Source organism: Pseudomonas sp. CHM02 (assembly GCF_000612585.1).
Lineage (GTDB): Bacteria > Pseudomonadota > Gammaproteobacteria > Pseudomonadales > Pseudomonadaceae > Aquipseudomonas.
Map to the genome: position 1 here is coordinate 120,324 of NZ_JFCA01000007.1, position 23,833 is coordinate 144,156.

At 62.7% G+C, this 23,833-nt stretch carries 22 protein-coding genes and 2 pseudogenes; 15 read left to right on the forward strand and 9 right to left on the reverse strand.

Annotated elements, in window-relative coordinates:
• Window positions 1–260 precede the first annotated feature (260 nt).
• Window positions 261–1,472 carry a YeeE/YedE family protein gene (locus tag BM70_RS0105480; protein ID WP_025855071.1) on the forward strand — a complete coding sequence of 404 codons (1,212 nt, stop codon included), beginning with the start codon at window positions 261–263 and terminating at the stop codon, window positions 1,470–1,472.
• A gap of 1 nt (window position 1,473) precedes the next feature.
• On the opposite strand, the gene BM70_RS32175 is transcribed toward BM70_RS0105480, so the two are convergent.
• The gene (locus tag BM70_RS32175; protein WP_081782038.1) at window positions 1,474–1,635 is read right to left on the reverse strand and encodes a DUF2986 domain-containing protein; all 162 of its coding nucleotides are present in this window, start codon (window positions 1,633–1,635) and stop codon (window positions 1,474–1,476) included.
• Window positions 1,636–1,785: 150 nt separating this feature from the next.
• Between BM70_RS32175 and BM70_RS0105490 the strand changes: the two are divergent.
• Window positions 1,786–2,010, forward strand: a pseudogene (locus tag BM70_RS0105490) (3-methyl-2-oxobutanoate hydroxymethyltransferase); the annotation flags it as partial.
• Here the strand turns inward: BM70_RS0105490 and BM70_RS33545 are convergent.
• Window positions 1,988–2,107 (reverse strand): annotated as a pseudogene (locus BM70_RS33545) (dienelactone hydrolase); the annotation flags it as partial. The pseudogenes BM70_RS0105490 and BM70_RS33545 overlap by 23 nt on opposite strands.
• A gap of 208 nt (window positions 2,108–2,315) precedes the next feature.
• On the opposite strand from BM70_RS33545, the gene msrA reads away from it, so the two are divergent.
• Window positions 2,316–2,822: a peptide-methionine (S)-S-oxide reductase MsrA gene (gene msrA, locus BM70_RS0105495; protein ID WP_025855073.1), complete on the forward strand. Its 507-nt coding sequence runs from the start codon at window positions 2,316–2,318 to the stop codon at window positions 2,820–2,822.
• 336 nt (window positions 2,823–3,158) lie between these two features.
• Here msrA and BM70_RS0105500 read toward each other — a convergent pair whose 3' ends face one another.
• From BM70_RS0105500 to BM70_RS0105515, 4 genes are all read right to left on the reverse strand, one after another.
• Window positions 3,159–4,412 carry an NAD(P)/FAD-dependent oxidoreductase gene (locus BM70_RS0105500; RefSeq protein WP_025855074.1) on the reverse strand — a complete coding sequence of 418 codons (1,254 nt, stop codon included), beginning with the start codon at window positions 4,410–4,412 and terminating at the stop codon, window positions 3,159–3,161.
• A 182-nt stretch (window positions 4,413–4,594) separates the two neighbouring features.
• On the reverse strand, window positions 4,595–5,035 hold the full coding sequence (locus tag BM70_RS0105505; RefSeq protein WP_025855075.1) for a type II 3-dehydroquinate dehydratase: 441 nt from the start codon (window positions 5,033–5,035) through the stop codon (window positions 4,595–4,597).
• Window positions 5,036–5,048: 13 nt separating this feature from the next.
• Window positions 5,049–6,029, reverse strand: a complete 981-nt coding sequence (locus BM70_RS0105510) for an NAD(P)H-quinone oxidoreductase (RefSeq protein ID WP_025855076.1) — start codon at window positions 6,027–6,029, stop codon at window positions 5,049–5,051.
• Window positions 6,026–6,448, reverse strand: coding sequence for a RidA family protein (locus BM70_RS0105515; protein ID WP_010567220.1), 423 nt, complete (start codon window positions 6,446–6,448; stop codon window positions 6,026–6,028). Before BM70_RS0105515 ends, BM70_RS0105510 begins: the two co-directional genes overlap by 4 nt.
• Window positions 6,449–6,630: 182 nt before the next feature.
• Here BM70_RS0105515 and BM70_RS0105520 point away from each other — a divergent pair, with 182 nt between their 5' ends.
• From BM70_RS0105520 to argE, 7 genes are all read left to right on the forward strand, one after another.
• Window positions 6,631–7,599: a LysR family transcriptional regulator gene (locus BM70_RS0105520; RefSeq protein WP_025855077.1), complete on the forward strand. Its 969-nt coding sequence runs from the start codon at window positions 6,631–6,633 to the stop codon at window positions 7,597–7,599.
• Window positions 7,600–7,929: 330 nt separating this feature from the next.
• A complete protein-coding gene (locus tag BM70_RS0105525; RefSeq protein WP_025855078.1) occupies window positions 7,930–9,447 on the forward strand; it encodes an amino acid ABC transporter permease/ATP-binding protein in 1,518 nt (505 codons plus the stop codon).
• A 27-nt stretch (window positions 9,448–9,474) separates the two neighbouring features.
• On the forward strand, window positions 9,475–10,347 hold the full coding sequence (locus BM70_RS0105530) for a phytanoyl-CoA dioxygenase family protein (protein WP_025855079.1): 873 nt from the start codon (window positions 9,475–9,477) through the stop codon (window positions 10,345–10,347).
• A gap of 42 nt (window positions 10,348–10,389) precedes the next feature.
• Window positions 10,390–11,220: an ABC transporter substrate-binding protein gene (locus BM70_RS0105535; protein ID WP_025855080.1), complete on the forward strand. Its 831-nt coding sequence runs from the start codon at window positions 10,390–10,392 to the stop codon at window positions 11,218–11,220.
• Window positions 11,221–11,274: 54 nt separating this feature from the next.
• Window positions 11,275–12,006 carry a class II aldolase and adducin N-terminal domain-containing protein gene (locus tag BM70_RS0105540; protein ID WP_025855081.1) on the forward strand — a complete coding sequence of 244 codons (732 nt, stop codon included), beginning with the start codon at window positions 11,275–11,277 and terminating at the stop codon, window positions 12,004–12,006.
• Window positions 12,007–12,015: 9 nt separating this feature from the next.
• A complete protein-coding gene (locus BM70_RS0105545) occupies window positions 12,016–12,690 on the forward strand; it encodes a DUF1028 domain-containing protein (RefSeq protein ID WP_025855082.1) in 675 nt (224 codons plus the stop codon).
• The gene (gene argE, locus BM70_RS0105550; RefSeq protein ID WP_025855083.1) at window positions 12,687–13,838 is read left to right on the forward strand and encodes an acetylornithine deacetylase; all 1,152 of its coding nucleotides are present in this window, start codon (window positions 12,687–12,689) and stop codon (window positions 13,836–13,838) included. The genes BM70_RS0105545 and argE overlap by 4 nt, the downstream gene beginning before the upstream one ends.
• A 248-nt stretch (window positions 13,839–14,086) precedes the next feature.
• Here argE and BM70_RS0105555 read toward each other — a convergent pair whose 3' ends face one another.
• Window positions 14,087–15,328: an acyl-CoA dehydrogenase family protein gene (locus tag BM70_RS0105555; protein ID WP_025855084.1), complete on the reverse strand. Its 1,242-nt coding sequence runs from the start codon at window positions 15,326–15,328 to the stop codon at window positions 14,087–14,089.
• A 241-nt stretch (window positions 15,329–15,569) separates the two neighbouring features.
• Here BM70_RS0105555 and BM70_RS0105560 point away from each other — a divergent pair, with 241 nt between their 5' ends.
• Window positions 15,570–16,493, forward strand: coding sequence for an ABC transporter substrate-binding protein (locus tag BM70_RS0105560; protein WP_025855085.1), 924 nt, complete (start codon window positions 15,570–15,572; stop codon window positions 16,491–16,493).
• Window positions 16,494–16,612: 119 nt separating this feature from the next.
• Here BM70_RS0105560 and gudD read toward each other — a convergent pair whose 3' ends face one another.
• Both gudD and BM70_RS0105570 read right to left on the reverse strand, forming a co-directional pair.
• Window positions 16,613–17,938: a glucarate dehydratase gene (gene gudD / locus BM70_RS0105565; RefSeq protein WP_025855086.1), complete on the reverse strand. Its 1,326-nt coding sequence runs from the start codon at window positions 17,936–17,938 to the stop codon at window positions 16,613–16,615.
• Window positions 17,939–17,957: 19 nt separating this feature from the next.
• A complete protein-coding gene (locus BM70_RS0105570; protein WP_025855087.1) occupies window positions 17,958–19,319 on the reverse strand; it encodes an MFS transporter in 1,362 nt (453 codons plus the stop codon).
• Between the two features lie 221 nt (window positions 19,320–19,540).
• Here BM70_RS0105570 and BM70_RS0105575 point away from each other — a divergent pair, with 221 nt between their 5' ends.
• From BM70_RS0105575 to BM70_RS33900, 4 genes are all read left to right on the forward strand, one after another.
• Window positions 19,541–20,260, forward strand: coding sequence for a FadR/GntR family transcriptional regulator (locus tag BM70_RS0105575; RefSeq protein ID WP_025855088.1), 720 nt, complete (start codon window positions 19,541–19,543; stop codon window positions 20,258–20,260).
• A complete protein-coding gene (locus BM70_RS0105580) occupies window positions 20,257–20,952 on the forward strand; it encodes a tRNA (adenine(22)-N(1))-methyltransferase TrmK (RefSeq protein ID WP_025855089.1) in 696 nt (231 codons plus the stop codon). The genes BM70_RS0105575 and BM70_RS0105580 overlap by 4 nt, the downstream gene beginning before the upstream one ends.
• A gap of 39 nt (window positions 20,953–20,991) precedes the next feature.
• Window positions 20,992–21,285, forward strand: a complete 294-nt coding sequence (locus BM70_RS0105585) for a DUF3144 domain-containing protein (RefSeq protein ID WP_025855090.1) — start codon at window positions 20,992–20,994, stop codon at window positions 21,283–21,285.
• 1,231 nt (window positions 21,286–22,516) lie between these two features.
• Window positions 22,517–23,671 (forward strand): methyl-accepting chemotaxis protein, encoded by a 1,155-nt coding sequence (locus tag BM70_RS33900; protein WP_371262112.1) that lies wholly within the window; start codon window positions 22,517–22,519, stop codon window positions 23,669–23,671.
• Window positions 23,672–23,833 lie beyond the last annotated feature (162 nt).

The window sequence follows — 23,833 nt, forward strand, 5'->3', positions numbered from 1 at the left end:
AAGCTCGACAGCTCCCACAGGAGACCGGCGGAGTCTGTTGGGTTTTCGGTTCACAGCGCCATTGCGACGGAAGCAGTACCCGACAGCAATAAAGATCCAATGTGGGAGTTGTCGAGCCCCAGCGAGGCTACGAAGGCGTCGGCATTGCCGACATATTCTTTGCCCGACACACCGCCATCGCAGCCTCGCTAAAGCTCGACAGCTCCCACGGGGTTATACTCGCCCCCTCGCAATCAACCCATTCAAACCCGAGATACCCCATGAGCACCTCTCTTCCTCTCACCCCCGCGCGCAAGCCTGTCGCGCCGCTGGTGGCCTTTATCATCCTGGTGCTTGGCGCCCTGTTCCTGCAAAACAGTGTCGGCGCGCGCCAGGTGCTGTTACTGGTGGTCGGCGCGGCACTGGGCTTGACCCTTTATCACGCCGCCTTCGGGTTCACGTCAGCCTGGCGGGTGTTCATCAACGATCGGCGTGGCGCCGGCCTGCGGGCGCAGATGGTGATGCTGGCCGTGGCGGTGCTGCTGTTCTTCCCGGCGTTGGGGGCGGGCACGTTGTTCGGGCAGCCAGTGGTCGGGCTGGTGGCGCCGGCCGGGGTGTCGGTGGTGTTCGGGGCGTTTATTTTCGGGATCGGCATGCAACTGGGCGGCGGTTGTGCGTCGGGCACGCTGTTCACCGTGGGCGGCGGGAATGCGCGCATGCTGGTCACGCTGTTGTTCTTTATCTGCGGTTCGTTGATTGCCACGCACCATGTCGACTGGTGGTTTGCATTGCCGGCCTTCCCGGCAGTGTCCATCGTCAAGCGTTTTGGCGTGGTGCCGGCGCTGGGCTTGAGCCTGGCGGCATTCGCGATCATTGCGGTGGTGACGGTACGCCTGGAGAAGGCCCGTCATGGTCAGCTGGAAGAGGGCGTGAAAAGCGAACACCAAGGCGTGCGCCGCTTCCTGCGTGGGCCATGGCCATTGGTATGGGGCGCCATCGGCCTGGCCCTGCTCAACTACGCCACCCTGGCATTGGCAGGGCGGCCATGGGGCATTACGTCAGCGTTCGCCTTGTGGGGCGCCAAAGTGGCGAGCGGCCTGGGTGTTGACGTGGCCAGCTGGGCGTTCTGGCAGATGCCGGGCAATGCCAAGGCCCTGGCTGCGCCGGTGTGGGAAGACATCACCAGCGTGATGGACATCGGCATCGTCCTCGGTGCGCTGTTGGCTGCCGGCCTGGCCGGACGGTTCGCCCCGAGCCTGAAAATCCCGGCTCGCTCGCTGGTGGCCGCGGTGATCGGCGGCCTGTTGCTCGGCTACGGTTCGCGCCTGGCCTATGGCTGCAACATCGGCGCGTACTTCAGCGGCATCGCCTCGGGCAGCCTGCATGGCTGGGTATGGCTGGTGGCGGCGTTTATCGGCAACAGCGTCGGCGTGCGTCTGCGACCGTTTTTCTTTGCGGGCGAGCGGCCGCAGGTGGCGCTGAGCGGTTGCTGAATCAGCTTTCAGGGGGAAGGCTGGGCGCCTGAGCTGCTTCAGCCGCCAGCTTTTCCCGATCGGCCTTGCTGATGTACGTATCCTTTTTCTTCGGCGCCAATTTGGCGCTGGCCTTTTTGGCTTTGGCCTTGAAGAGCTGCTGCAGTTTTTTCTGGCGGTTCATGTGGTTCTACCCGGGTTGTTCAGGCTCGGGATGATACCAGCTTAAAATCCGACGCCGTTCCCTGGGTCGCTTTTTAGCGCCGATCTGTGCATTGAATCGCCGTTGCTCTCACCAATAACCGGGTCCTCCAGCGCATAACGGAAGACACTGATGAGCATCCACACCCGCACCAAGCGCATGACCGTCCCGCAACTGGTGGCCATGAAGGGTCAGCAGAAGATCGTCTCCCTGACGGCCTACTCCAGCGCCATCGCCAGGCTGATCGACCCCTTGGTCGACTTCATCCTGGTGGGCGATTCCACCGCCATGGTCGGTTATGGCCGGCCTTCGACCTTGAGCATGCAGCTCGAAGAAGTAACGCCATGCCGCCGGGCTTGCAGATCGACATAAAACTGAAGTGCGTGGCATCGCTGATTTCCACAGACTGCGTCGATGCTTTTGGCAGGCGCCGGACCCTATCGGCGATCTCCAGCACCGCGTTGTCGGCGATCCGCTTTGGTTTGGCGGTAGTGGTGGTGGGGTACCAGGCAACCATTTCCAGTGCGCGGTTGTGTTGCGCATCGGGCAGGGTGGCGGATCATTACCTGAAACCGGTCGTCTGGGTATTCCCCCATTCACCCTTGGTATTTGCCAACGCCGCCCCATAACTACCCGGTATCCATTGAGCGCAAGGACAGACCATGACCAACCAAACCGAAACCGCCATCCTCGCCGGCGGCTGCTTCTGGGGCATGCAGGACCTGCTGCGGCGCTACCCCGGCGTACTGCACACCCGCGTCGGCTACACCGGCGGCGACGTGCCGAACGCTACCTACCGCAACCACGGCAACCATGCCGAAGCGATTGAAATCGTGTTCGACCCGGCAGTGATCACCTACCGGCAGATTCTGGAGTTCTTTTTCCAGATACATGACCCGAGCACGCCTAACCGGCAGGGCAATGACCTGGGGCCGAGCTACCGGTCGGCGATTTATTACCTGAGTGAGCAGCAGCGGGATGTTGCGGAAGATACGGCTGCGGATGTGGATGCATCGAAGCTGTGGCCGGGGCGGGTGGTGACAGAGATTGAGCCGGCAGGGCCATTTTGGGAGGCGGAGCCGGAGCATCAGGATTATCTGGAGCGGATTCCCAATGGCTATACCTGCCACTTTATTCGGCCGAATTGGAAGCTGCCGAAGCGAGGGTGAGGGGAGTGGCGGCAGAGAAAATGAAGGGAGCCCTGATTTAAAGATAAATAAATCGGCCCCCTGCACTGCTGGAATTGGCCTCGGGCTGCTAAACCCGATCACTGAGTTTTCAGCGACCGAGCCACCTTAGAGATGCCCACTCAAGCGCACAAGCCGGCGGACTCTGACGCACCTGTAGGCAATCGAGCAAGGTGGTGAAGCTTGAGTAGGACATGTCCTCACTGTGTGTGGAGGTCATAAACCTGGCAAGCGGATCAGCCTTGCACCGTTGGTGACGTGAGGTCGGACAGTGGCTTTCCCGCTGCGTCACGCGTGGCCGCCTCACGGGTAGTCTTCTTACTCAGGCTTTTTGTAGGCCTTGTACTCGTTCTGCAACACGATATGGTCCGCCACATACTTCGCATCGTGCCACACCCCGTAGATAAACGATGATGCGCGGTTGACCAGGTTCGGCAGGCCCAGGAAGTAGATGCCGCTTTCCGCCGAGATCCCGCGTTTGTGGAACGGCTCGCCTTTCTCGTCGAACGCATCCACCTTCAGCCAACTGAAATCGAAGGTGAAGCCGGTGGCCCACAGGAGGGTGGTCACGCCGGCCTCAGCCAGGTCCAGGCTGAGGATCGGATTCACCAGGCACTCCGGGTCTGGCAACAATTCCCAGGCTTGCGGCTCCGGGGGAAACGGCAGCCCGTTCGCTTCGATATAGGCATCCGCATCGCGCAGTACATCAAAGTAGGCACGATCGCCTTCGGCCACGTTTTCGGCGAGGCCCGGTTGGAAGGTCATGACGCCGTCCGCCCAATCCTGGGTGACGCCCACCAGGTGAATCCCTTGATGCGCCAGTCGGCGGAAGTCGACGGTCTTGCCACCCTCATAACCACTCACTGCAAACGCCACGTGCTTTTTCTTCGGTTGGATTTTGACTTCGTCCCACAGGCCCAGCGCACCCAACCACCAGCAGTAGTCGCGGCTGCGGTAGGCGCGGGGTGGGCGGTAGTGTTCGCCGACCGAGAGGTACACGGTCTTGCCGGCCTTTTGCAGTTCTTCGGCGATCTGCGAGCCGGAGGCGCCGGCGCCGACCACCAGCACGGCGCCTTCGGGCAGTTGGCCGGGGTTCTTGTAGGTGGAGGAGTGCAGTTGATGAATCGGCGCGGTGGCGGGGACGATATTCGGGATGGACGGGCGCTGGAACGGGCCGGTGGCGGCGACCACGTTGGCGGCTTCGATCACGCCGGTCGAGGTGGTGACCTTGAAGCCGGGGCGGCCGACATGGCGCTCCACCGCCTGTACTTCCACGCCCGTGCGTACCGGCGCCTGCAACTGCTGCACATAGGCTTCGAAGTAATCCGCCATGCGTTCTTTGGGTGGAAAGGCCTCGGGTGAAATGCCTTCGAATTTGAGGCCGGGGAAGCGGTCGTGCCAGGCCGGGCCGTTGGCGACGAGGGAGTCCCAGCGTTCGGAGCGCCAGCGTTCGGCGATGCGGTGGCGCTCCAGCACGATATGGGGCACGCCCATCAGGGACAGGTGTTCGCTCATGGCGACACCGGCCTGGCCTGCGCCGACTACCAGGGTGTTGATGGTTTCTACTGACATGGGCGGTTCCCGAGGATAGGTTGAACATTTGTGGTGAGCGGGCTTGTCCCGCGCTGGGCTGCGTAGCGGCCCTAATCAAGTCATCGCATTCTTTCAGGCAAACCTCGCTGTGAAGTTTGGGGCCGCTTCGCGCCCCAGCGCGGGACAAGCCCGCTCACCACAGCAGTTCGTCTGTCTGAGGCTTACGTCGCTAAAAGCTCGGCCACGGCCGTGAGGGCCAGTTCATAGCCCAGCGCGCCTAGCCCGGCGATCACACCGGTGGCGGCCTTGGACACGTAGGAGTGATGCCGGAAGCGTTCGCGCTTCCAGATATTGCTCATGTGCGCTTCGATGATCGGGCCGTCGAACGCCAGCAACGCATCGAGGATCGGCACCGAGCTGTAGGTGAGCCCGGCGGCGTTGATCACAATGGCGTCGGCGTTCAAGCGTGCCTCCTGGATCCAGTCCACCAGCACCCCTTCGTGGTTGCTCTGGCGAAAGTCCAGCGCCAGGCCCAACGCGGTGGCGTGGTGTTGGCAGCGGGTTTCGATGCTGGCGAAGCTTTCGCTGCCATAGGTACCGTGCTTGTCCAGCCCGTAGAGGTTGGCGTTGGGCCCGTTGAGGAAAAACACGCGGTGGGTCATGAAGGGCTCCAGGTTATTCGGCGACGGTCAGCACGACTTTGCCGACGTTGGCATTGGCTTCCAGCAGGCGATGCGCGTCGGCGGCTTGAGCCAGTGGCAACTGCGCATGGATCTGCGGCCGCACCACGCCGGAGGCCAGCCAGGGCAAGAAACGCGAGCGGATGCACACGGCCAGGCGGGCTTTTTCGGCGTGGCTTTTCGGGCGCAGGGTGGAGGAGGTGAGGCTGAGGTTCTTGCGCATCAGCACCTGCAAGTCCAACTCGATGCTGGCGCCTTGCAGGAACGACAGGCTTACGTGCCGCCCACCCATGGCCATGGCGGCGAGATTGCGCGCTACGTAGGGGCCGCCGACGTTATCCAGCACCACGTCCACGCCTCGCCCTTCGGTACAGTCGTTCACCCCCTCGACGAAGTCTTCAAGGTGACGGTCAACCGCACGCCACACGCCCAGCGCTTGCAGCATCGCGACCTTTTGCGCGCCGCCAGCAGTGGCAATCACCCGTGCCCCGGCGGCCTGCGCACATTGCACGGCAAAGCTGCCGACGCCACTGGCGGCGCCATGGATCAGCACCGTGTCGCCACTGCGCAAACGCCCCAGTTCAAACAGGTTGTGCCACACGGTAAACGCCGCTTCCGGCACCCCGGCGGCGGCATGCAGCGACAACCCCGCAGGCACCGGCAAGCAATGCGCCGCCAGTGCCACGCAGTACTCGGCGTAGCCGCCACCATTGAGCAAGGCCATGACGCGATCGCCGAGGGCGAACTCATCCACACCCTTGCCCAGCGCGATGACAATGCCCGCTGCCTCCAGCCCCAACACATCGGTGGTGCCCGGTGGTACGGGCGAGCCGCTGCGTTGCATCAGATCCGGGCGATTCACCCCAGCCGCCGCGACGCGAATCAGCACCTCACCGGCCTGCAACGCCGGTACAGGGCGCTCCACCAGTTGCAGTGCATCAGGGCCGCCAGGCTCGCGGGCGATCACCGCTTTCATACGGTCCAGTCATCCGGGACCACGGCGATCACATCGATCTCCATCAACCATTCCGGCTGGCCCAGCCCGGAGATCACCAGCCCGGTGGAAATCGGGAATACGCCTTTCAACCATTTACCCACCTCCTGGTACACCGGCTCGCGGTAGCGCGGGTCGATCAAATAGGTGGTGGTCTTGACGATATGCGACAGGTCCGAGCCTGCCTCTTCAAGCAATTGCTTGACGTTCTTCATCGCCTGCTCGGCCTGGGCACGCGGGTCGCCGAGGCCGACCAGGTTGCCGTCGAAGTCGGTGCCGATCTGGCCGCGCACATAAATGGTATTGCCGGCGCGCACGGCCTGGCACAGGTCGTTATCCAGCGCCTGGTTGGGGTAGGTCTGTTTGGTGTTGAACATGCGAATACGGGTGTGGGTCGGCATAACGGCAACTCGTGGGAAGCGGGATGAAGCCAGCTTCACACCGGCCCGTTTCCGGCGAAACCAGCATTTGCGCGGGGTAGTGCTTAGGAAAAACCGAAGCCCGTGCAAGTCATCGGCTTGCGCCTGACCCGGCACGAACCCTGCAACGCCACCTGTACAGTCATTGTTGAGGGGCAGGCGTCATGCTCAGTCGTATTACTCAGCGTCAACTGGAGTATTTCGTTGCGTCGGGAGAGGCGGGCAGTATCAGTGCGGCCGCCGAGCGCATTCACGTGTCGTCGCCGTCGATCTCGGCGGCGATCACCCATATGGAGGCCGAGCTGGGTATCCAGCTGTTTATCCGCCATCATGCCCAGGGCATTTCTCTCACGGCGGTGGGCCGCCTGGTGATGCAGGAGGCCAAGCTGATCCTGGAGCAGATGACCAACCTCTACACCATTGCTTCGGAGTCGTTGAACACGGTGCGCGGGCCGTTGCGGGTGGGCTGCCTGGAGTCGTTGGCGCCGATGATCACGCCTGAATTGGTGTTCGGTTTTGGCCGTGCGTTTCCCGGCGTGCGCCTGACGCAAGCCGAGGGCAACCATGAGGAACTGCTGGAAAAACTGCGCAGCGGAGAGCTGGACATTGCCCTGACCTACGACCTGGTGACCAGCCCGGACATCGACTTCCAACCCCTGGCGCAGTTGCCGCCCTATGTGATGGTCGGTGAATACCACCCGCTGGCGAGCTTGCCGGCGGTGAGCATGCAAGACCTTGAGGCCTACCCGGTGGTGCTGCTCGACACGCCGTGGAGCCGCGATTATTTCCTCAGCCTGTTCATCCAGGCTGGCACCACGCCGAACATCATCATGCGCTCCACCAACCTCGAAACGGTGCGCGCCATGGTCGGCAACGGGATCGGTTATTCCTTCGCGAATGCGCGGCCCAAATCGAACATGTCCCAGGACGGCAAACGCGTGATCCGCCTGCGCCTGGCGGGCGCGCACCGGCCGATGCGCCTGGGCTACGCCACCGCCAGCAATACCCAGCTGTCGCGGGTGGTGTCGGCGTTTGCCGAGCGGTGCCGCATGTTTGTGTCCGACCAGTACATCCCCGGCATGGCGCCGCCGAGCTTTTTCGATCCGCATGCAGTGCGGGCGATGGCGGTGTGAATTGAGGTTGCCCCACAAAGGGGCGCCTATCGCCTTGTGGTGAGCGGGCTTGCCCCGCGCTGGGGCGCGAAGCGGCCCTTGGCCTGGCAGCGGTGGGTAAGTGGGAAATGCCGTGTCTGGATGGGGGGGGGGGGCGCTTCGCGCCCCAGCGCGGGGCAAGCCCGCTCACCACAGCAAGCCCGCTCACCGCGGCAGGGCTGTTCATCACTGCAATGTCACTGCATAGGTTCTGCCTACCCAGTGCCCCGGCTTTTACGAATTGACCCCAAGTGCCTCCCCCCACGACTCTGAACCCATCGATGTAGATCAACTTCTCAGGGCACAGCGACGATGACATTCGACTGGAATTACATGTTTGGTTTGCTGGGCGATGCCGAGTTCTGGCGCGCGACGTGGACGGTGATCAAGCTCAGTACCCTGACCTGGGTCTTGAGCATTGGCCTGGGCTTTCTGCTGGCGCTGGCCAAGCAATCCAGGCATGGCCTGCTCAGCGTGCCGGCCCGTGGCTACATCTGGCTGTTCCGCAGCCTGCCGCTGCTGGTGCTGCTGATCTTTATCTACAACTTGCCCCAGGCGCTGCCGGGTACCTCGGCGGTGCTGGCCGACCCGTTCTGGTCCGGCCTGCTGGCCCTGGTGATCTGTGAAACCGCCTACGTTGCCGAGATCCATCGCGGTGGCCTGCTCTCGATTCCCAAGGGGCAGGGCGAGGCGGCGCGGGCGCTGGGCCTGAAGTTCTTCGGCACCCAATGGCGCGTGGTGATTCCCCAGGCATTGCGGGTGGCGTTGCCGTCGTTGGCCAACGAATACATCTCCATCGTCAAGCTCACTTCGCTGGTCTCGGTGATCTCCCTGACCGAGATCCTGATGGTCGGCCAGCGCCTGTACTCGCAGAACTTCCTGGTGATCGAGACCATGGCGGCGGTTGCGTTCTTCTACGTGTTTATCGTCACGGTGTTCGACTTCCTGCTCAAGCGCCTGGAGCGTTTTCTCGACGTCAACCAGCGCAACGTTTCCCGTGTGCCCGATGCGGCGGTGCTGGCCCTGGCGACCCAGCAACGCACGGCGTTGGCGCGCCCGGCCACCAATGGCGAGCCCGCGCTGCAAGCCGCACGGCTGCACAAGGCCTACAACGATATCGAGGTGCTGGGCTCGGTCAACCTGCAGATCCAGCCCGGTGAAGTGGTGTCGGTGATCGGCCCGTCGGGTTCCGGCAAGACCACGCTGATCCGCCTGCTCAATGGCCTGGAGCAACTGGATAACGGCGAGATCAGGATCAACGGCCAACCGTTCATTCACTTGAATAAAGTCGGCGCGCAGAAACCCCAGTACATCGAGCATGCCGAGCATCGCCTGAACATCGGCATGGTGTTCCAGAGCTTCAACCTGTTCCCGCATTTGAGTGTGCTCGACAACCTGCTGATGGCACCCAAATACCACCGCCTGGGGCGGACCGACGACCTCAAGCAACAGGCCTACGCGCTGCTGCACAAGGTCGGCATGCTCGATCACGCCTGGAAGTACCCGCACCAGCTGTCCGGCGGCCAACAGCAACGCGTGGCCATCGCCCGCGCCCTGATGATGCGCCCGCAGATCATGCTGTTCGACGAGCCGACCTCGGCCCTCGACCCGGAAAAAGTCAACGAAGTGCTGCAAGTGATCGAAGCCCTGGCCGAGGAGGGCATCACCATGGTGATCGTCACCCACGAGATGAACTTCGCCTTCAAGGTGTCCGACCGCATCGTGTTCATGGAGAAGGGCCGCGTGGTCTGCGACGACACGCCGGGCGCCCTGCGCAGCGGCCACAACCCACGCGTGGAGGCGTTCCTCAAGGACGTCTCGCTGGCGTGATCTCTTTAACGTTCAGGAAACAATAAAATGATCGAGCAATCGCAAATCGAACAATTCCAGCGTGACGGATTCCTGGTGATAGAAGGCGTGCTGTCGGTGGGCGAAGTGGCCGCGTTGCAACATGACTTCGACCAGTGGGTCGAAGAAAGCCGCAGCCATGAGCGGGGTTGGGGCGCCACTGTGGATGGCCGTGAGCGCTTTGACCTGGAGGGTGATCACCGCGCCGATCACCCGTCGCTGCGCCGGGTCAGTTCGCCCACGGAGATTTCCCCGGCGTATGAGCGCGTGGCGTTGCACTCACGCATGGCGGCGATTGCCGCGCAGTTGATCGGCGCCCAGGGCACACGCTTTCACCACAGCAAGATCAACTCCAAACTGCCGCACACCGCGACCCAGGTGAAGTGGCACCAGGACTTCCTGTTCACGCCCCACAGCAACGACGACATCGTCACCGCCTTGCTGATGGTCAGCGAAGTGACCCCGGAAAACGGCCCGCTGAACGTGATCCCCGGCAGCCACAAAGGCCCGCTGTGGTCGCACTGGCAGCACCAGCGCTTCACCGGCTCGGTGGACGACGCGGTGGTCGAGGAACATTGCCAGCAGCCGGTGGCCTGCTATGGCCCGGCCGGGTCCGTGTGCTTCATGCACACCCGTCTTCTGCATGCTTCCAGCCCTAACGAGACCGAACTGCCGCGCACCCTCTTCATCAGCGTGTACGCCGCTGAAGACGCGCTGCCATTCGGCGAAAACCCGTTGCCCAGCGCACATGCCGGCCTGCTGGTGGCCGGTGAAGAAAGCGGCTTGGTGCGTTCCACGGACAACCACATGCGCTTGCCGCAGAAGCCCCGTGGCGCCTCGTTCTTCGTGCAACAGGCGGGACAAGATTCAGCCACTGCCTAACCACATTCCTTGCTACTGACTAAAACCTTGCAGGTAATCACCATGACAGCGTTTCGTAAAAGTGTTCGTCCCCTTGCCGTGTGCCTGCTGGGCGCAGCGGTTGCGATGACTTCGTTGGCGGCTTCGGCGTTCCAGCAGGAAGGCAAGCTCATCGCCGGTTCCGATGTGACGTTCTTCCCCTATGAGTACATGGACAACAACAAGCCCGCAGGCTTTGACATCGAGTTCATGGACGGCCTGGGCAAGGTCATGGGCCGCAAGGTCGAGACCCTCGACACGCGCTTCCCCAACCTGATCACCGGCCTGCAGGCCGGGCGCTTCGATGTGACCAACTCGTCGATGTACATCACCGCCGAGCGGGTCAAGGTCATCGACATGATCCCGTACCTCAAGAGTGGCGAGTCGATCCTGACCCTCAAGGACAGCACCTTCCAGCCCAAGACCCCGGAAGAGTTCTGCGGCCACAAGATCGGCTCCATGGGCGCCACTTCTTGGCTGGCGCAAATGAACAAGCTGTCGGCGGAGTACTGCGTGGCCAAGGGCCTGAAGCCGATCCAGATCAGCGAATACAGCACCGACCCGCAAACCACCCAGGCCTTGCTGGCCCACGCGGTTGAAGCGCAGATCACCGACGCCGCCGTGGCCCGTGGCGTGATCGACAAACTCGGCAGCCGCGTGGTGATTTCGTCCGACACCCTGATCTACCCGGTGCTCAACGGCTTTGGCGTGAAGAAAGGCAATGACACGGTGAAGAAGGCCTTGCTCGACGGCCTGGAAAAATACCGCGCCACGCCTGAGTACGCCGCCTTGCTGAAGAAGTACAACTTCGAGGCGCCTACCGATGCCGACATCGCAGCGCTGATGCCGAAGTAAACCTATAAGCGCGTGCCGCATTCGCGTGCGGCCGCGCCCTGCGGAGAGCGATTCATGGCGTTATCCCACGAAGAACAGACGCGCATCGACCTGGCGGCGACCTTTCGCATCATTGCGCACCTGGGCATGCACGAAGCGGTGGCCAATCACTTCAGCGCCGCCGTGTCGGCCGATGGCAAACAGTTTTTGCTCAACCCGAAGTGGAAGCACTTCTCGCGAATCCGCGCCAGCGACCTGTTGCTGCTGAATGCGGACGACACCTCCTGTGCCGATCACCCCAGCGTGGACGCCACTGCCTGGTCGATCCACGGGCAGATCCACCGGTTGCTGCCGCACACCCGTGCGGTGCTGCACTTGCACCCGGTGTACACCACGGCGGTGGCGTGCCTGGCCACGCCGCACATCCCGCCGATCGACCAAAACACGGCACGCTATTTCAACCGCGTGGCCGTCGATGAGTTGTACGGCGGCATGGCCGACACCGAGGCCGAGGGCGCGCGTCTGGCCGGGCTGCTCGACGGCAAGAGCCGCCTGCTGATGGGCAACCACGGCGTGATGGTGACGGCGGGGTCCATCGGCGAGGCGTTTGACGATATCTGGACCCTGGAGCGCTCCTGCCAGATCCTCGTGACAGCCTGGTCCACCGGGCAGCCGTTGCGGGTGTTGTCCGATGAAGTGGCAGAGAAGACTGCGCGGGGTTGGGAAGGCATCGCGGATTTTTCCCGCCAGCATTTTGAAGAAATGAAGCAGTTGATGATCGACGCTGACCCTTCCGTGCTCGACTGAGGAATCCACATGACTTTTTCCGTTGTCGCCCGCTGCGCCGAGACGGGCCAGTTGGGTATTGCCATCAGCTCATCGAGCATTGCGGTGGGCGCGCGTTGTCCGTGGCTACGGCCCGGCGTGGGCGCGGTGGCGTCGCAGAACATCACCTTGCCGAGCCTGGGGCCCCAGGTGCTGGATTTGCTGGGGCAGGGCCTGACGCCGAACGAAGCGCTGGCGACCTTGAGTGAACAGGAACACAGCGAATATCGCCAGGTGACCGTGATTGACCAGCAGGGCCGCACCGCACATTTCAGCGGTGCGCAGACCCTGGGTATTCACCACGCGGTGAGTGGCGAGCAATGCGTGGCGGCGGGGAATATGTTGGCCAACCCCGGGGTGATCGAGGCCATGGTCGCGGCGTTCGAAACCGTCTCGGGCCACCTTGCCGATCGCCTGCTGGCCGCGATGCACGCTGGCGTGGCGGGCGGTGGCGAAGCCGGGCCGGTGCATTCGGCGGCGCTGGTTATCGTCGATGACCTGTTGTGGCCGGTCGTCAACCTGCGCGTGGACTGGGCCGATGCGGAGCCGATCAGCGCCCTCGACCAACTCTGGCAGGCCTATCGCGGGCAATTGCAGGCCTACATCGACCGTGCCATCAACCCGCAGATCGCACCCGGCTACGCCGTGCCGGGAGATGACCGATGAACAGCAGCCGCGACCTGTTGGCGCAACTGGTGCGTTTCGACACCACCAGCCGTGAGTCCAACCTGGCGTTGATCGACTTCGTGCGCACGTACCTGCAGGACCACGGCGTGGCCTGTGAGCTGGTCTACAACGAACACAAGAGCAAGGCCAACCTGCTGGCGACCCTTGGCCCGGCGGACGTGCCTGGCATCGTGTTGTCCGGGCATACCGACGTGGTGCCGGTGGACGGTCAACGCTGGAGCGTGCCGCCGTTCGAGCTGACCGAGAAAGACGCCAAGCTGTACGGGCGTGGCACCGCGGACATGAAGGGCTATATCGCCTGTGTGCTGGCATGCGTGCCGGCCCTGATGAAGGCGCCGTTGCGCATGCCGGTGCATATCGCGCTGTCCTACGATGAGGAAGTCGGCTGCCTGGGTGTACGTTCGCTGATCGAGCGGTTTCAGGGGCAAGCGGTCAAGCCGCTGCTGTGTGTGATCGGCGAGCCCACCGAACTCAAGCCGGTGCTGGGCCACAAAGGCAAGCTGGCGATGCGTTGTCACGTGCACGGCGCGGCGTGCCATTCGGCCTATGCCCCGTCGGGCGTGAACGCCATCGAATACGCCGCGCGCTTGGTCAGCGAACTGGTCCGGCTCGGCGAAACGCTCAAGGCGCCCGAGCACCTGGACGCGCGTTTTGACCCGGCGTTTTCCACGGTGCAGACCGGCCTGATCAACGGCGGCAAGGCGCTCAATATCGTCCCGCAGGCATGCAGTTTCGACTTTGAAGTGCGCTCGCTGCCGGCCCAGGATCCCTGGCAGGTGGTGCAGCAGTTAAAGAGGTACGCTGAACACACGCTGATGCCGGCGATGCGGGCGGTGAGCGCGGAATCGGCGATCAGCCTCAGCGAACTGTCGAGCTACCCGGGCCTGGCCACGTCGCTGGAAAGCCAGGCCGCCGAGTGGGTTGCGCAGTTCTGCGGTTCGCAGGAATTCGGCACCGTGGCCTTTGGTACGGAAGGCGGCCTGTTCGACCAGGCCGGCATTCCCACGGTGGTGTGCGGGCCTGGCAGCATGGAGCAGGGGCACAAGCCGGATGAGTTCATCAGCGTGGAACAATTGCAGGCCTGTGACCGGATGCTGGCGCGGGTGGTGGCGTTTGTGCGCGAGTAGCCTCTTGTGGTGAGCGGGTTTGTTGTGGTGAGCCAGGCTTGTTGTGGTGAGCGGGCTTGCCCCGCGCTGGGCTGCGAAGCGGCCCCAAAGCCACACACCGCGGTGTGCCAGAGTAAGCTCGGTGGCCTTAATAGGGCTGCTTCGCAGCCCAGCGCGGGGCAAGCCCGCTCACCACAACAAGCCCGTTCACCACAACAAGCCTGGCTCACCACAACAAGCCCGCTCATCACAGAGCCACGTGATGACCTTTATATTTTTGCCACGCCCACTCGCCATTGCGCGGGCGGCAGGATGCCGTTCACCAGGTAATTGCCCACGATCCGCGACTTGTATACGCGCGGGTTGTGGTTCGCCAGGGTTCGCGCATTGCGCCACAGGCGGTCCAGCGCCTTGTCGCTGGCGGTGGCGCTGGCGCCCAGCGCATCGAACAAGGCGGTGGTGGCCGCCAGGGTTGCATCCACCACCGGGTTCACCGCCAGGCACACTTCCAGCTCGGCCAGCGCCACTTGCGGGTCGTCATCGTGCAACGGCTGCTCATGGGCGATCACGTACTGCGCGGTGTGCTCCAGGCGCTGCGCCGCTTGCTGGGCAATGGCGTGCGCGGCGTAGGCCTGGCTTGCGACTTCGCCGATCACTTGCAGCAGTTGCACGTCCTGGCCTGCGGTGTCGGCGTTGCCGGTGGTGAAGGTGCGGGCGCGCTTGCTGAGTTCTTCGGCACCGCTGAGTGCGGCGCGCCGGGCGATGCCGGCGAGGGTGCTGAGGTGGTAGAGCTGGAAGAACGATTGCCCATGCCCAAAACGCTGCTGGGTGAGACGCACATCGTCGTCCACCACTGGCGCGTTATCGAAGAGGCAGGTGCCGCTGGCGGTGAGGCGCTGGCCGAAGCCGTTCCAGTCATCGATGATCTGCACACCGGGGGCCTTGAGGTCGACGACCACGCTGTAGACCGTGCCGTCTTCGCCGGTGGCGATGGTGTTGATCAGGTCGCTGTAGAGCGCACCGGTGGTGTAGAACTTTTTGCCGCTCATACGCAAGGCACCGGCTTCGTCACGGTGCAGGCGGGTGCCGAAATCACCACGGGCCCCGTTGCCGACTTCGGTGCTGCCGGGGGAGAGCAGGGCGCCCTGGCCCAGGCGGTCCAGCCACTTGGCGCGCCAGTCGAGGTCCTTGGCACCGAGCACGTCTTCGCAAAAACCGAAATGGCCACGCAGGGCCTGGGTGATGTTGGAGTCGGCGGCGGACAGCTCCGTGAGCAGTGTGAGCAACTCGACCAGCGTAGCGTCCTGGCCGCCATAACTGGCCGGCAGGCGCCAGCGCGGCAAGCCCAGGGCGTTGAGTTGCTGGATCACGTCGGCGAGGCTGGCGCGTGTCTGATCCGCCTCGGCAGCCTGTGCGAGGATTTGCGCAAACAGCGGTCGGAACGGCGTGGCCAGTTGTTCGTAGCGGGCAGTGGGCGGTGTGCCCCAGATATTCAAAGCGGGAATCGACATGCAATGGACCTTGCAGAAAGTGGTTCAGGTGCTGGGGTCCAGTGGTCTGGTGACGTCACCCTAACTCAGGGGCGGCCAAGTTTTTAATACGAAAAGTAGCTAGCGACCTGTTCGACGGTTCTATCGATAGTGCACAACAGTATTAAACGTCTGCCTGTTATTGCGATAGCTTCTAGACCAAACGACCAGACTGCATGCCCACAGATGGTTTAAACCGCCATCCAACCCTGTGGGATTTTTTATGATCAATCGTCGAACTCTGCTTTCCCTGCTGGGCCTTGCTTCCCTGACGCTGCATGGCCCTTCGGCCTGGGCAGCGGAGCCGCTGACCCTGACGGTGGGCGACCAGTTCTTCTCCAACCGCATCGTGCTGGAACTGTCCGGCGAGCTCAAAGACCTGCCGTACAAAATCGATTTCAAGCGGTTCAACACCGGTTCCCCCGTGGCCTCGGCCGTGGCCAGCGGCGCGCTGGATGTGGGCATCGTTGGCGATACGCCGGTGATCAGCCTGGCCGCCAACGGCGCGCCGGTGAAGGTGGTCGCCAGCACCCAGACCAGCCTTGACGGCGTGGGCATTGTCGCGCGCAAGGGTATCCACTCGGTGGCCGACCTCAAGGGCAAGACCGTCGCCATCTGGAACGGCTCGTGGAGTCAACAGTTGGCGTACAAGGCGCTGGATGAGGCCGGTGTGCCGCGCAGCAGCGTCAACTTCAAATACTTGCTCCCGGCCGAGGCAAGCCTGGCATTGACCCAGGGCGACATCGACGCCTTCGGCACCTGGGAACCCTACGTGTCGTTGCAGGAAAAAGAAGGCAGCACCCTGATCCGCAACGCCAAGGGCCTGATGAGCGCACCCACCTACATCGTGGCGTACGAGCCCGCCCTGGCGCAGAAAAGCGCGATCATCAAGGACTTCATTGCACGCCTCACTCGCGCTCGGGTGTGGAGTAACACGCACATCGATGAGTACGCCGAAGCCTGGTCCAAGGCCAACCAGTCGGCACCGGAAATCGCCAAAGTGTGGTTCAAGCGCGATGCGATCAAAGTGCTGCCGATCTCGCCGACGATTGTCAGCGAGGCCCAGGCCACGGCAGATTTCCTGGTGGATGCGCAGATGTTGAAGCAACGCTATGACGTGGCGCCGTTGTTTGATCGGGTGCTTTAAACCCTTGCCTGCAGGAGCGAGCTTGCTCGCGAAGAACGCCAACGATAACGCAGGCATTCAGGATGAATGCGGCAGTCTCGAGTATTTCGCGAGCAAGCTCGCTCCTACAAACGTGTGGATCAACGCACCAGGCAGGGCTGCTTGTTGTTGAAGCGCCACCCCGGAATCAAAAACTGCATTGCCACGCTGTCATCCCGCGCTCCCAGGCCCATGCCTTTGTAGGCTTCATGGGCCTTGGCCACGGCGTCCATGTCGATCTCTACGCCCAGGCCTGGCTTGCTCGGCACTTTCACATAGCCGCCTTCGATTTTCAGCGGCGCCTTGGTCAGGCGTTGGCCGTCCTGCCAGATCCAGTGGGTGTCGATGGCGGTGATGTCGCCGGGGGCCGCGGCGGCGACCTGGGTGAACATGGCCAGGGAAATGTCGAAGTGGTTGTTGGAGTGCGAGCCCCAGGTCAGGCCCCATTCATGGCACATCTGCGCCACACGCACCGAGCCCTGCAGGGTCCAGAAGTGCGGGTCGGCGAGTGGGATGTCCACCGATTGCAGCTGGATCGCATGGCCCATTTCGCGCCAGTCGGTGGCGATCATGTTGGTGGCGGTCTTGAGGCCGGTGGCGCGACGGAATTCTGCCATGACTTCACGGCCCGAGTAGCCGTTTTCGGCGCCGCACGGGTCTTCGGCATAGGCGAGCACGTGGTGTTGGTCGCGGCACAGGCGGATGGCTTCTTTCAGTGACCAGGCGCCATTCGGGTCGAGGGTGATGCGCGCATCCGGGAAGCGTTCGGCCAGGGCGGTGACGGCTTCTATTTCGGCATCGCCACTGAGTACGCCACCCTTGAGCTTGAAGTCGTTGAAGCCGTACTTGGCTTTTGCGGCTTCGGCCAGGCGCACCACGGCGTCGCTGGTCAGGGCCTTTTCGTGACGCAGGCGGAACCAGTCATCGTCGCTGTCGGTCTCGTTGCGGTAGGCCAGGTCGGTCGCGTTGCGGTCGCCGACATAGAACAGGTAGCCGAGCATTTTCACCGCGTCGCGTTGCTGCCCTTCGCCGAGCAAGGCGGCCACCGGTACTTCGAGGAATTGACCCAGCAGGTCAAGCAGCGCGGCTTCCATGGCGGTGACGGCATGGATGGTGATGCGCAGGTCAAAGGTCTGCAGGCCACGACCGGCGGCGTCGCGGGAAGCAAAGGTGCTGCGCATCTGGTTGAGAATGCGCTGGTACTGGCCAATGGGTTGGCCGATCACCAGGCTGCGGGCGTCCTCCAGCGTTTCGCGGATACGCTCGCCACCGGGGACTTCACCCACGCCGGTATGGCCGGAACTGTCCTTGAGAATCAAGATATTGCGCGTGAAGTACGGCCCGTGGGCGCCGCTCAGGTTGAGCAGCATGCTGTCGTGGCCGGCGACGGGGATGACCTGGAAGTGAGTGACGACGGGAGTGTTCATGGCGCGTTCCTAAATAGGCTCAGAGAGGTTTGCTGATGGCAGCGCCTGTTGGCACCGCACCGGGCGAGATCAACACGGCTGAAGGTGAAGTCTTGGCAAAAAACACCAGCATGGCGGCGAGCACCGACGTGCCAGCCAGGCCGTAGAGGCCACCCTGGATCGAGCCGGTGGTCTGTTCCAGAAAGCCGAAGGTGGTGGGCGCAACAAAACCGCCCAGGTTGCCGATGGAATTGATCAGCGCGATCACTGCCGCAGCGATGCGCACATCCAGGTAGCCCTGGGGAATCGGCCAGAACAGCGACGACGCCGACTTGAAGCCAATGGCGGCAAAGCAGATCGCCACAAAGGCAAAGATCGGCCCACCGGTGGTGGACATGAACATGCCCGCCGCCGCAATCAACAGCGCCGCCGCGACCCAAGCCTGCTGGAACTTGAACTTGCCCGACAGCGAGGCGAAGGCGTACATGGCGATGATCGAGATCAACCATGGGATCGAGTTGAAGAAACCGACCTGCACATCGCTCAAGTCGCCCATCTTCTTGATGATGCTCGGCAGCCAGAACGTCGCCGCGTAGATCGTCAGCTGAATGCAGAAATACAGCGCGCAGAACAGCAGGATCTGGCGGTCCTTGAGCAGCTTGCCGAGGGTCGGTTTGACGCTGGTGAGGGCCTCACGGTCGCGCTGTTCCTGGTCGATGGCATTGACCAGCGCATCCTGTTCTTCGCGGGTCATCCATTTGGCGTCGTGGGGTTTGGAGTCGAGCCAGAACCACACAAAGAACCCCAGCGCCACCGACGCCAGGCCTTCAATGGCGAACATCCATTGCCAGCCGTGGAAGCCAAACCCTTCGATCTGCAACAGCGCGCCCGAGAGTGGGCCGGAGATCAGCGACGCGACTGCCGAGCCACTGAGGAAAATCGCGATGGCCTTACCGCGTTCCACACCCGGCAGCCAGCGCGTGAAGTAGTAGATCACCCCGGGGAAGAAGCCGGCTTCGGCCACGCCCAGCAGGAACCGCAGGATGTAGAAGTGGGTTTCGTTCTGGATGAACGCCATCAGCGTGGCGACGATGCCCCAGGTGAACATAATGCGGGTCAGCCAGATACGTGCACCGACCTTTTGCAGCAGCATGTTGGAGGGGACTTCGAAGAGGGCGTAGCCGATGAAGAACAGCCCGGCGCCGAAGCCATAGGCGGCGGCACCGATGCCCAGGTCATGCTCCATGTGCGTGCGCACGAAGCCGATATTGACCCGGTCGATGTAGTTGAGAATGAACATGATCACGAACAGTGGGAGCACATGGCTCTTCACCTTGCTCACGGCGCGGGCGAGCACGGAATCACTTTCGGGTGTGGCAGGTGCATGGCTTGAAGTGGTCATCATTCAAAACTCCCCCCTGATTGTTGTTATGCGGGTTGTGTGTCTTGTTGATAGACATCATACAAGTTGTTTTTATTTTTGTGCAATAACCACGGGTATATCTTGGTTTTATGGGTGATTTAAAGTGTGTTGTCATACAAGTTTTGTGTTTCTTGGGCATGCCCCCCCTGGAGCGGTGGGGATGTTAAGCTTGCCGCTGCTCAACCCTGTGGATGCGTAATATGCCCATTGAAAATGGAGGCTCTGTCCGCAGACGCTCCACCAACCTGGCCCAAGGCGTGGTCGACGCGCTGACCCAGCGCATCCTGCTCGGCCAGTTGAAACCCGGTGAAAAACTGCCCTCGGAATCCACCATCGTGCTTGAGCACGGCGTGAGCCGAACCGTCGTGCGCGAAGCGATTTCCAAATTGCAGGCCTCTGGACTGGTGGAAACCCGTCACGGCATCGGCACCTTTGTGCTGGAGCAGCAGGCCCAGCAGGGGTTGCGCCTGCATGTGGACACCGTCGCCAGCGTGCGCAACATGCTTGAACTGCGCCTGGGCCTGGAGGTTCAGGCGGTGGCATTGGCGGCCTTGCGTCGGAGCGACGAACAACTGACGCACATGCGCCAGGCGCTGGACGACTACCAGGCGTCCCTGGCCAATAACGACAGCTGCGTGGAGGAAGACAAACGCTTTCACCAACTGATCGCTGAAGCCACCGGCAATACCTTCTTTACCGAAATCATGCTGCACCTGGGCAATGCGATGATCCCGCGCACCCAGGTGAGGGGCGACGAACGTGGCGGCGCCGACTTTGCCAAACTGGGGCAGTTGGCGAACCTGGAGCACGAGGCGATCTTCAATGCGATCAAGCGCCAGGACCCGGACGCCGCTCGCGCCGCCATGGTCCTGCACTTGACCAACAGCCGGGATCGCTTTTCCGGGGAGCAGGGCCGTTGAACGAACACACGTTATCCCTGCGTCTGGAGCGCGTGGGCGCCAATGTCCCGTTCGGTGCGCGCCTGGCCGATATCGGTTCAGACCACGGCTACCTACCGGTGGCGTTGATGCGCCGGGGCGTAATCACGGCGGCGGTGGCGGGGGAGGTGGCGACGACGCCCTTTCATGCGGCGCAGCGCACTGTGCGTGACAACGGCCTGGAGCAGCGGATCACCGTGCGCCTGGCCGATGGCTTGGCGGCCATCGAACCCCAGGACGGCATTACCGCGATCAGCGTCTGTGGGATGGGCGGCGAGACGATTCGCGACATTCTCGAGAGCGGCAAGGCTTGCCTGAGCGGCCAGGAAAGGTTGGTCCTGCAGCCCAACGGTGGCGAACAACCGCTGCGCCACTGGCTGATGGACAACGGGTACTCGATCGTCAGTGAAGAACTGCTGCGGGAGAACCGTTTCTACTACGAAATCATCGTCGCCGAGCGCGCCGGGCCGGTGGCTTATACCGCTGAGCAGCTGTACTTCGGCCCGCTGCAGATGCAGGCACGCAGCCCGGCGTTCATCGCCAAGTGGCAGCGCATGCTGCGCCAGAAACAGAAGACCCTGGCCAGCCTGGAGCAGGCCAGGCAGGGGGGGCCGGAGCAGAGAGTGCAGGAGATTGCCCGGCAGGCGAGGTGGATTACCGCGCTACTGGCTTGATACACCTCAATTCAACTGTAATGACCAAGGAAACCCGTAATGGCTGACGCCACCGACCCAACCTTCTATGACCGCGCCGACGCGCATATCGAGCTGTCGAATGAGCAGCTCCGAACCCATGAAAACCTCGGCCAGGTCAGCGCCTCGATGATGTTCGGCACCACGCGTTTCAATGCCTGGGCCAGCGCGCGAAACTTCAAGTCCGGCGCGGAAATGGCCAATGCGCGGGAGGCGATGTTGAAGTACTTCTGTGACCAGTACCGGATGATGCTTGAGGATAATCTGGATGATCACATCAATCATTTTGGGCGGTATATGGGCAGGGCAGAGTGACGGGCAACCGGTAGGAGCCGGCTTGCCGGCGATGGCGGTGCGTCAGTCAGCAGGGATGTAGGCTGAGCCATTGTTATCGCTGGCAAGCCAGCGCCTATAGAGGTGGGGTGGTCTGTTACAGGTCAGGGCTTGGGCGTGAGTGTTTTTGCCCCATTTTTGGGCGCGACTTGTGATTTATTGTGTGCGACCCCGCTTGTTTCCAGCGTCCCAGCCAACGGCCCGTATCTTGCTAGAGCCTTCCCAATCAACGACATGGCATTTTGCTGCTAGTGATTTCAAGTTTCGCCGACCGTTGCACCATATGGGTTGTTTTGGGGAGTAGTCGTACATGCACAGCCTGTTATCACCCGGTATCCGCCTGCTCGGACGTTTCGGTTTTGCGCGCAAATTCCAGATCCTGTTTTTCCTGTTCATGCTGCCCCTGGCGGGGAGCCTGTGGATGATTGGCTCGGACTATCGCGACAAGTTAACCGTGATTTCCAGCGAACAGTCCGGCGTTCGGCAACTGTTGGCCCTGGGCTCGTTGGATGGCCAGTTGACGGCCCAGCGTAACCTGGCCGCGCGCTGGAAAGCGGCGGACATCCTGCACGCGCCGACGCCAGCGGCGAAGGCGGCGATGGACGCGGTCGATGCCAACTTCCCGGTGATCCTGCAAAGCCTGCAAGCCCTGGGTGACGCGCTCAAAGCGCAGAATGCCAGCGCCGATATCCTGGCCCGCTTCGAAGCGTTGCAGGCCACGGTCAAGGGCATGGACTCCCAGTCTTTGCGCGCGGTGGGTTGGTGGCCGGACGGGTACGACCGGTTCACCTCGGCCCTTACCGCCATGCAAACCCTGCGCGATCAGATCACCCTGGATACCGGGTTGATCCTCGATCCGTGGCTGGAAACCTACCTGTTGATGCAGATTTCCACCCAGCACACGCCCGACCTGATCGAGCGTATCGGTCGCATGGCCAGTGTCGGCCAGTCGTCCATCGCGTCGGGGCAGTTCACGTTGCAAAGCCGCTTGCAGATGCGTGACCTGCGCGGCCGCATCGGCGATGCGCGGGACCAGTTGGTCAAGGCGGCGGCCTCGCTCAAGGCCAAGCAATACGCGGGTCTTGAACCCTGGACCGCGCAGTACGACAACAGCCTGCAACGGCTGGACAACGAACTCAAGGTGCTCGACGACGGTGTGTTCGGCGGCACGATCAAGCTCGACCCCGCAGGCTTCGAGCGCAGTGTCGATGCGATGCTCGACAGCCTCGGTGCGCTGCGCAACCAGTCGCTCAACTCGCTGGATGCGCGCCTGGGTTATTACCGGGATCGCTCGTTGCAGAAGTTCATCCCCGTCGCCGCGATATTCAGCCTGCTGGCCTTGGCCGCGTTGTACCTGTTCATATGCCTGCAAGCCTCGATTCGCCGCAGCGCCAGTGGCATCACTACCCTGGCCGAGTCCCTGCGCGACGGCAACTTGTGCGTGGAAGTAGCGGTGGAAGGGCGCGACGAACTCGCGGCCATCAGTACCGCGTTGAACGTTGCGGTGGTGCAACTGCGCACCAGCCTGCTGGGGGTCAACCACGAGACGCAGCAGCTTGGTTCGGCGGTGCTCACCCTCAATTCGCAATCGGGCAGCACCCTCACCGAAGTCGAAGACCAGCAGCAACAAATCAGCCAGATTGCCGCCGCCGCGACCCAACTGGCCGCTACGTCCCTGGGCGTGGCCAGAAGCTGCGAACAAGCCTCGGGCAGCGCCCAACAGACTCGGCGGATTGCCGAAGACAGCAGTCGCGACAGCCAACGCACCACCGCCAGCATCCAACAACTCAACCAACGCCTTACCGACACCGCCGATGCCCTGGAGCAAGTGAGCCAGCAGGGGCAACAGATTCAGTCGGTGGTCGACACCATCCGTGGCATCGCCGAGCAGACCAACCTGCTGGCGCTCAACGCCGCCATCGAAGCCGCCCGCGCCGGCGAACAGGGCCGCGGTTTTGCCGTGGTGGCCGATGAAGTGCGCAGCCTGTCGCAACGCACCCAGGCCTCCACGGCGCAGATCGCCGGCACCGTGGACAGCCTGCGTGCCACCGTCAGCCAGGCGGTTACGCTGATGGGCGCCGCGTGCGAGCAAGCGCTGGCGGACGCGGAGGCCGTCACCGGCTTGGGCACACGCCTGGGCGAGATCGCCGGCGCGGTGCAGCACGTCACCGACACCCTGGCGCAAATCGCCACCGCCGTAGAGGAACAAGCGGCGACGGCGGATGAAGTGAGCGGCAATATCCAGCAAGTGGACCAGGCGGCCGGGCGTTTGCTCGACGGCGCGCGGGCAGTGAACCGAGCGGCCGACACCTTGAGCAAAGGCAGCCAGGCATTGAGCGACAACACCGCGCGGTTTCGCCTGGGCTGAACAGGTTTTTGTGGTGACCAGGCTTCCAGTGGTGAGCGGGCTCGGTGTGGTGAGCAGGCTTGATGTGGTGAGCGGGCTTGCCCCGCGCTGGGCTGCGCAGCAGCCCTAAATTCTGGCGACTCGGTTCAACTGACGATGCGCGGTGTTATTAATGGGGCCGCT

What these genes read in the sequence shown, in the direction of transcription:
- BM70_RS0105480 (WP_025855071.1), top strand. Translation starts at nt 261, where the DNA reads ATGAGCACCTCTCTTCCTCTCACCCCCGCGCGCAAGCCTGTCGCGCCG.
- BM70_RS32175 (WP_081782038.1), bottom strand. Translation starts at nt 1,635, where the DNA reads ATGAACCGCCAGAAAAAACTGCAGCAGCTCTTCAAGGCCAAAGCCAAA.
- msrA (WP_025855073.1), top strand. Translation starts at nt 2,316, where the DNA reads ATGACCAACCAAACCGAAACCGCCATCCTCGCCGGCGGCTGCTTCTGG.
- BM70_RS0105500 (WP_025855074.1), bottom strand. Translation starts at nt 4,412, where the DNA reads ATGTCAGTAGAAACCATCAACACCCTGGTAGTCGGCGCAGGCCAGGCC.
- BM70_RS0105505 (WP_025855075.1), bottom strand. Translation starts at nt 5,035, where the DNA reads ATGACCCACCGCGTGTTTTTCCTCAACGGGCCCAACGCCAACCTCTAC.
- BM70_RS0105510 (WP_025855076.1), bottom strand. Translation starts at nt 6,029, where the DNA reads ATGAAAGCGGTGATCGCCCGCGAGCCTGGCGGCCCTGATGCACTGCAA.
- BM70_RS0105515 (WP_010567220.1), bottom strand. Translation starts at nt 6,448, where the DNA reads ATGCCGACCCACACCCGTATTCGCATGTTCAACACCAAACAGACCTAC.
- BM70_RS0105520 (WP_025855077.1), top strand. Translation starts at nt 6,631, where the DNA reads ATGCTCAGTCGTATTACTCAGCGTCAACTGGAGTATTTCGTTGCGTCG.
- BM70_RS0105525 (WP_025855078.1), top strand. Translation starts at nt 7,930, where the DNA reads ATGACATTCGACTGGAATTACATGTTTGGTTTGCTGGGCGATGCCGAG.
- BM70_RS0105530 (WP_025855079.1), top strand. Translation starts at nt 9,475, where the DNA reads ATGATCGAGCAATCGCAAATCGAACAATTCCAGCGTGACGGATTCCTG.
- BM70_RS0105535 (WP_025855080.1), top strand. Translation starts at nt 10,390, where the DNA reads ATGACAGCGTTTCGTAAAAGTGTTCGTCCCCTTGCCGTGTGCCTGCTG.
- BM70_RS0105540 (WP_025855081.1), top strand. Translation starts at nt 11,275, where the DNA reads ATGGCGTTATCCCACGAAGAACAGACGCGCATCGACCTGGCGGCGACC.
- BM70_RS0105545 (WP_025855082.1), top strand. Translation starts at nt 12,016, where the DNA reads ATGACTTTTTCCGTTGTCGCCCGCTGCGCCGAGACGGGCCAGTTGGGT.
- argE (WP_025855083.1), top strand. Translation starts at nt 12,687, where the DNA reads ATGAACAGCAGCCGCGACCTGTTGGCGCAACTGGTGCGTTTCGACACC.
- BM70_RS0105555 (WP_025855084.1), bottom strand. Translation starts at nt 15,328, where the DNA reads ATGTCGATTCCCGCTTTGAATATCTGGGGCACACCGCCCACTGCCCGC.
- BM70_RS0105560 (WP_025855085.1), top strand. Translation starts at nt 15,570, where the DNA reads ATGATCAATCGTCGAACTCTGCTTTCCCTGCTGGGCCTTGCTTCCCTG.
- gudD (WP_025855086.1), bottom strand. Translation starts at nt 17,938, where the DNA reads ATGAACACTCCCGTCGTCACTCACTTCCAGGTCATCCCCGTCGCCGGC.
- BM70_RS0105570 (WP_025855087.1), bottom strand. Translation starts at nt 19,319, where the DNA reads ATGACCACTTCAAGCCATGCACCTGCCACACCCGAAAGTGATTCCGTG.
- BM70_RS0105575 (WP_025855088.1), top strand. Translation starts at nt 19,541, where the DNA reads ATGCCCATTGAAAATGGAGGCTCTGTCCGCAGACGCTCCACCAACCTG.
- BM70_RS0105585 (WP_025855090.1), top strand. Translation starts at nt 20,992, where the DNA reads ATGGCTGACGCCACCGACCCAACCTTCTATGACCGCGCCGACGCGCAT.
- BM70_RS33900 (WP_371262112.1), top strand. Translation starts at nt 22,517, where the DNA reads ATGCTCGACAGCCTCGGTGCGCTGCGCAACCAGTCGCTCAACTCGCTG.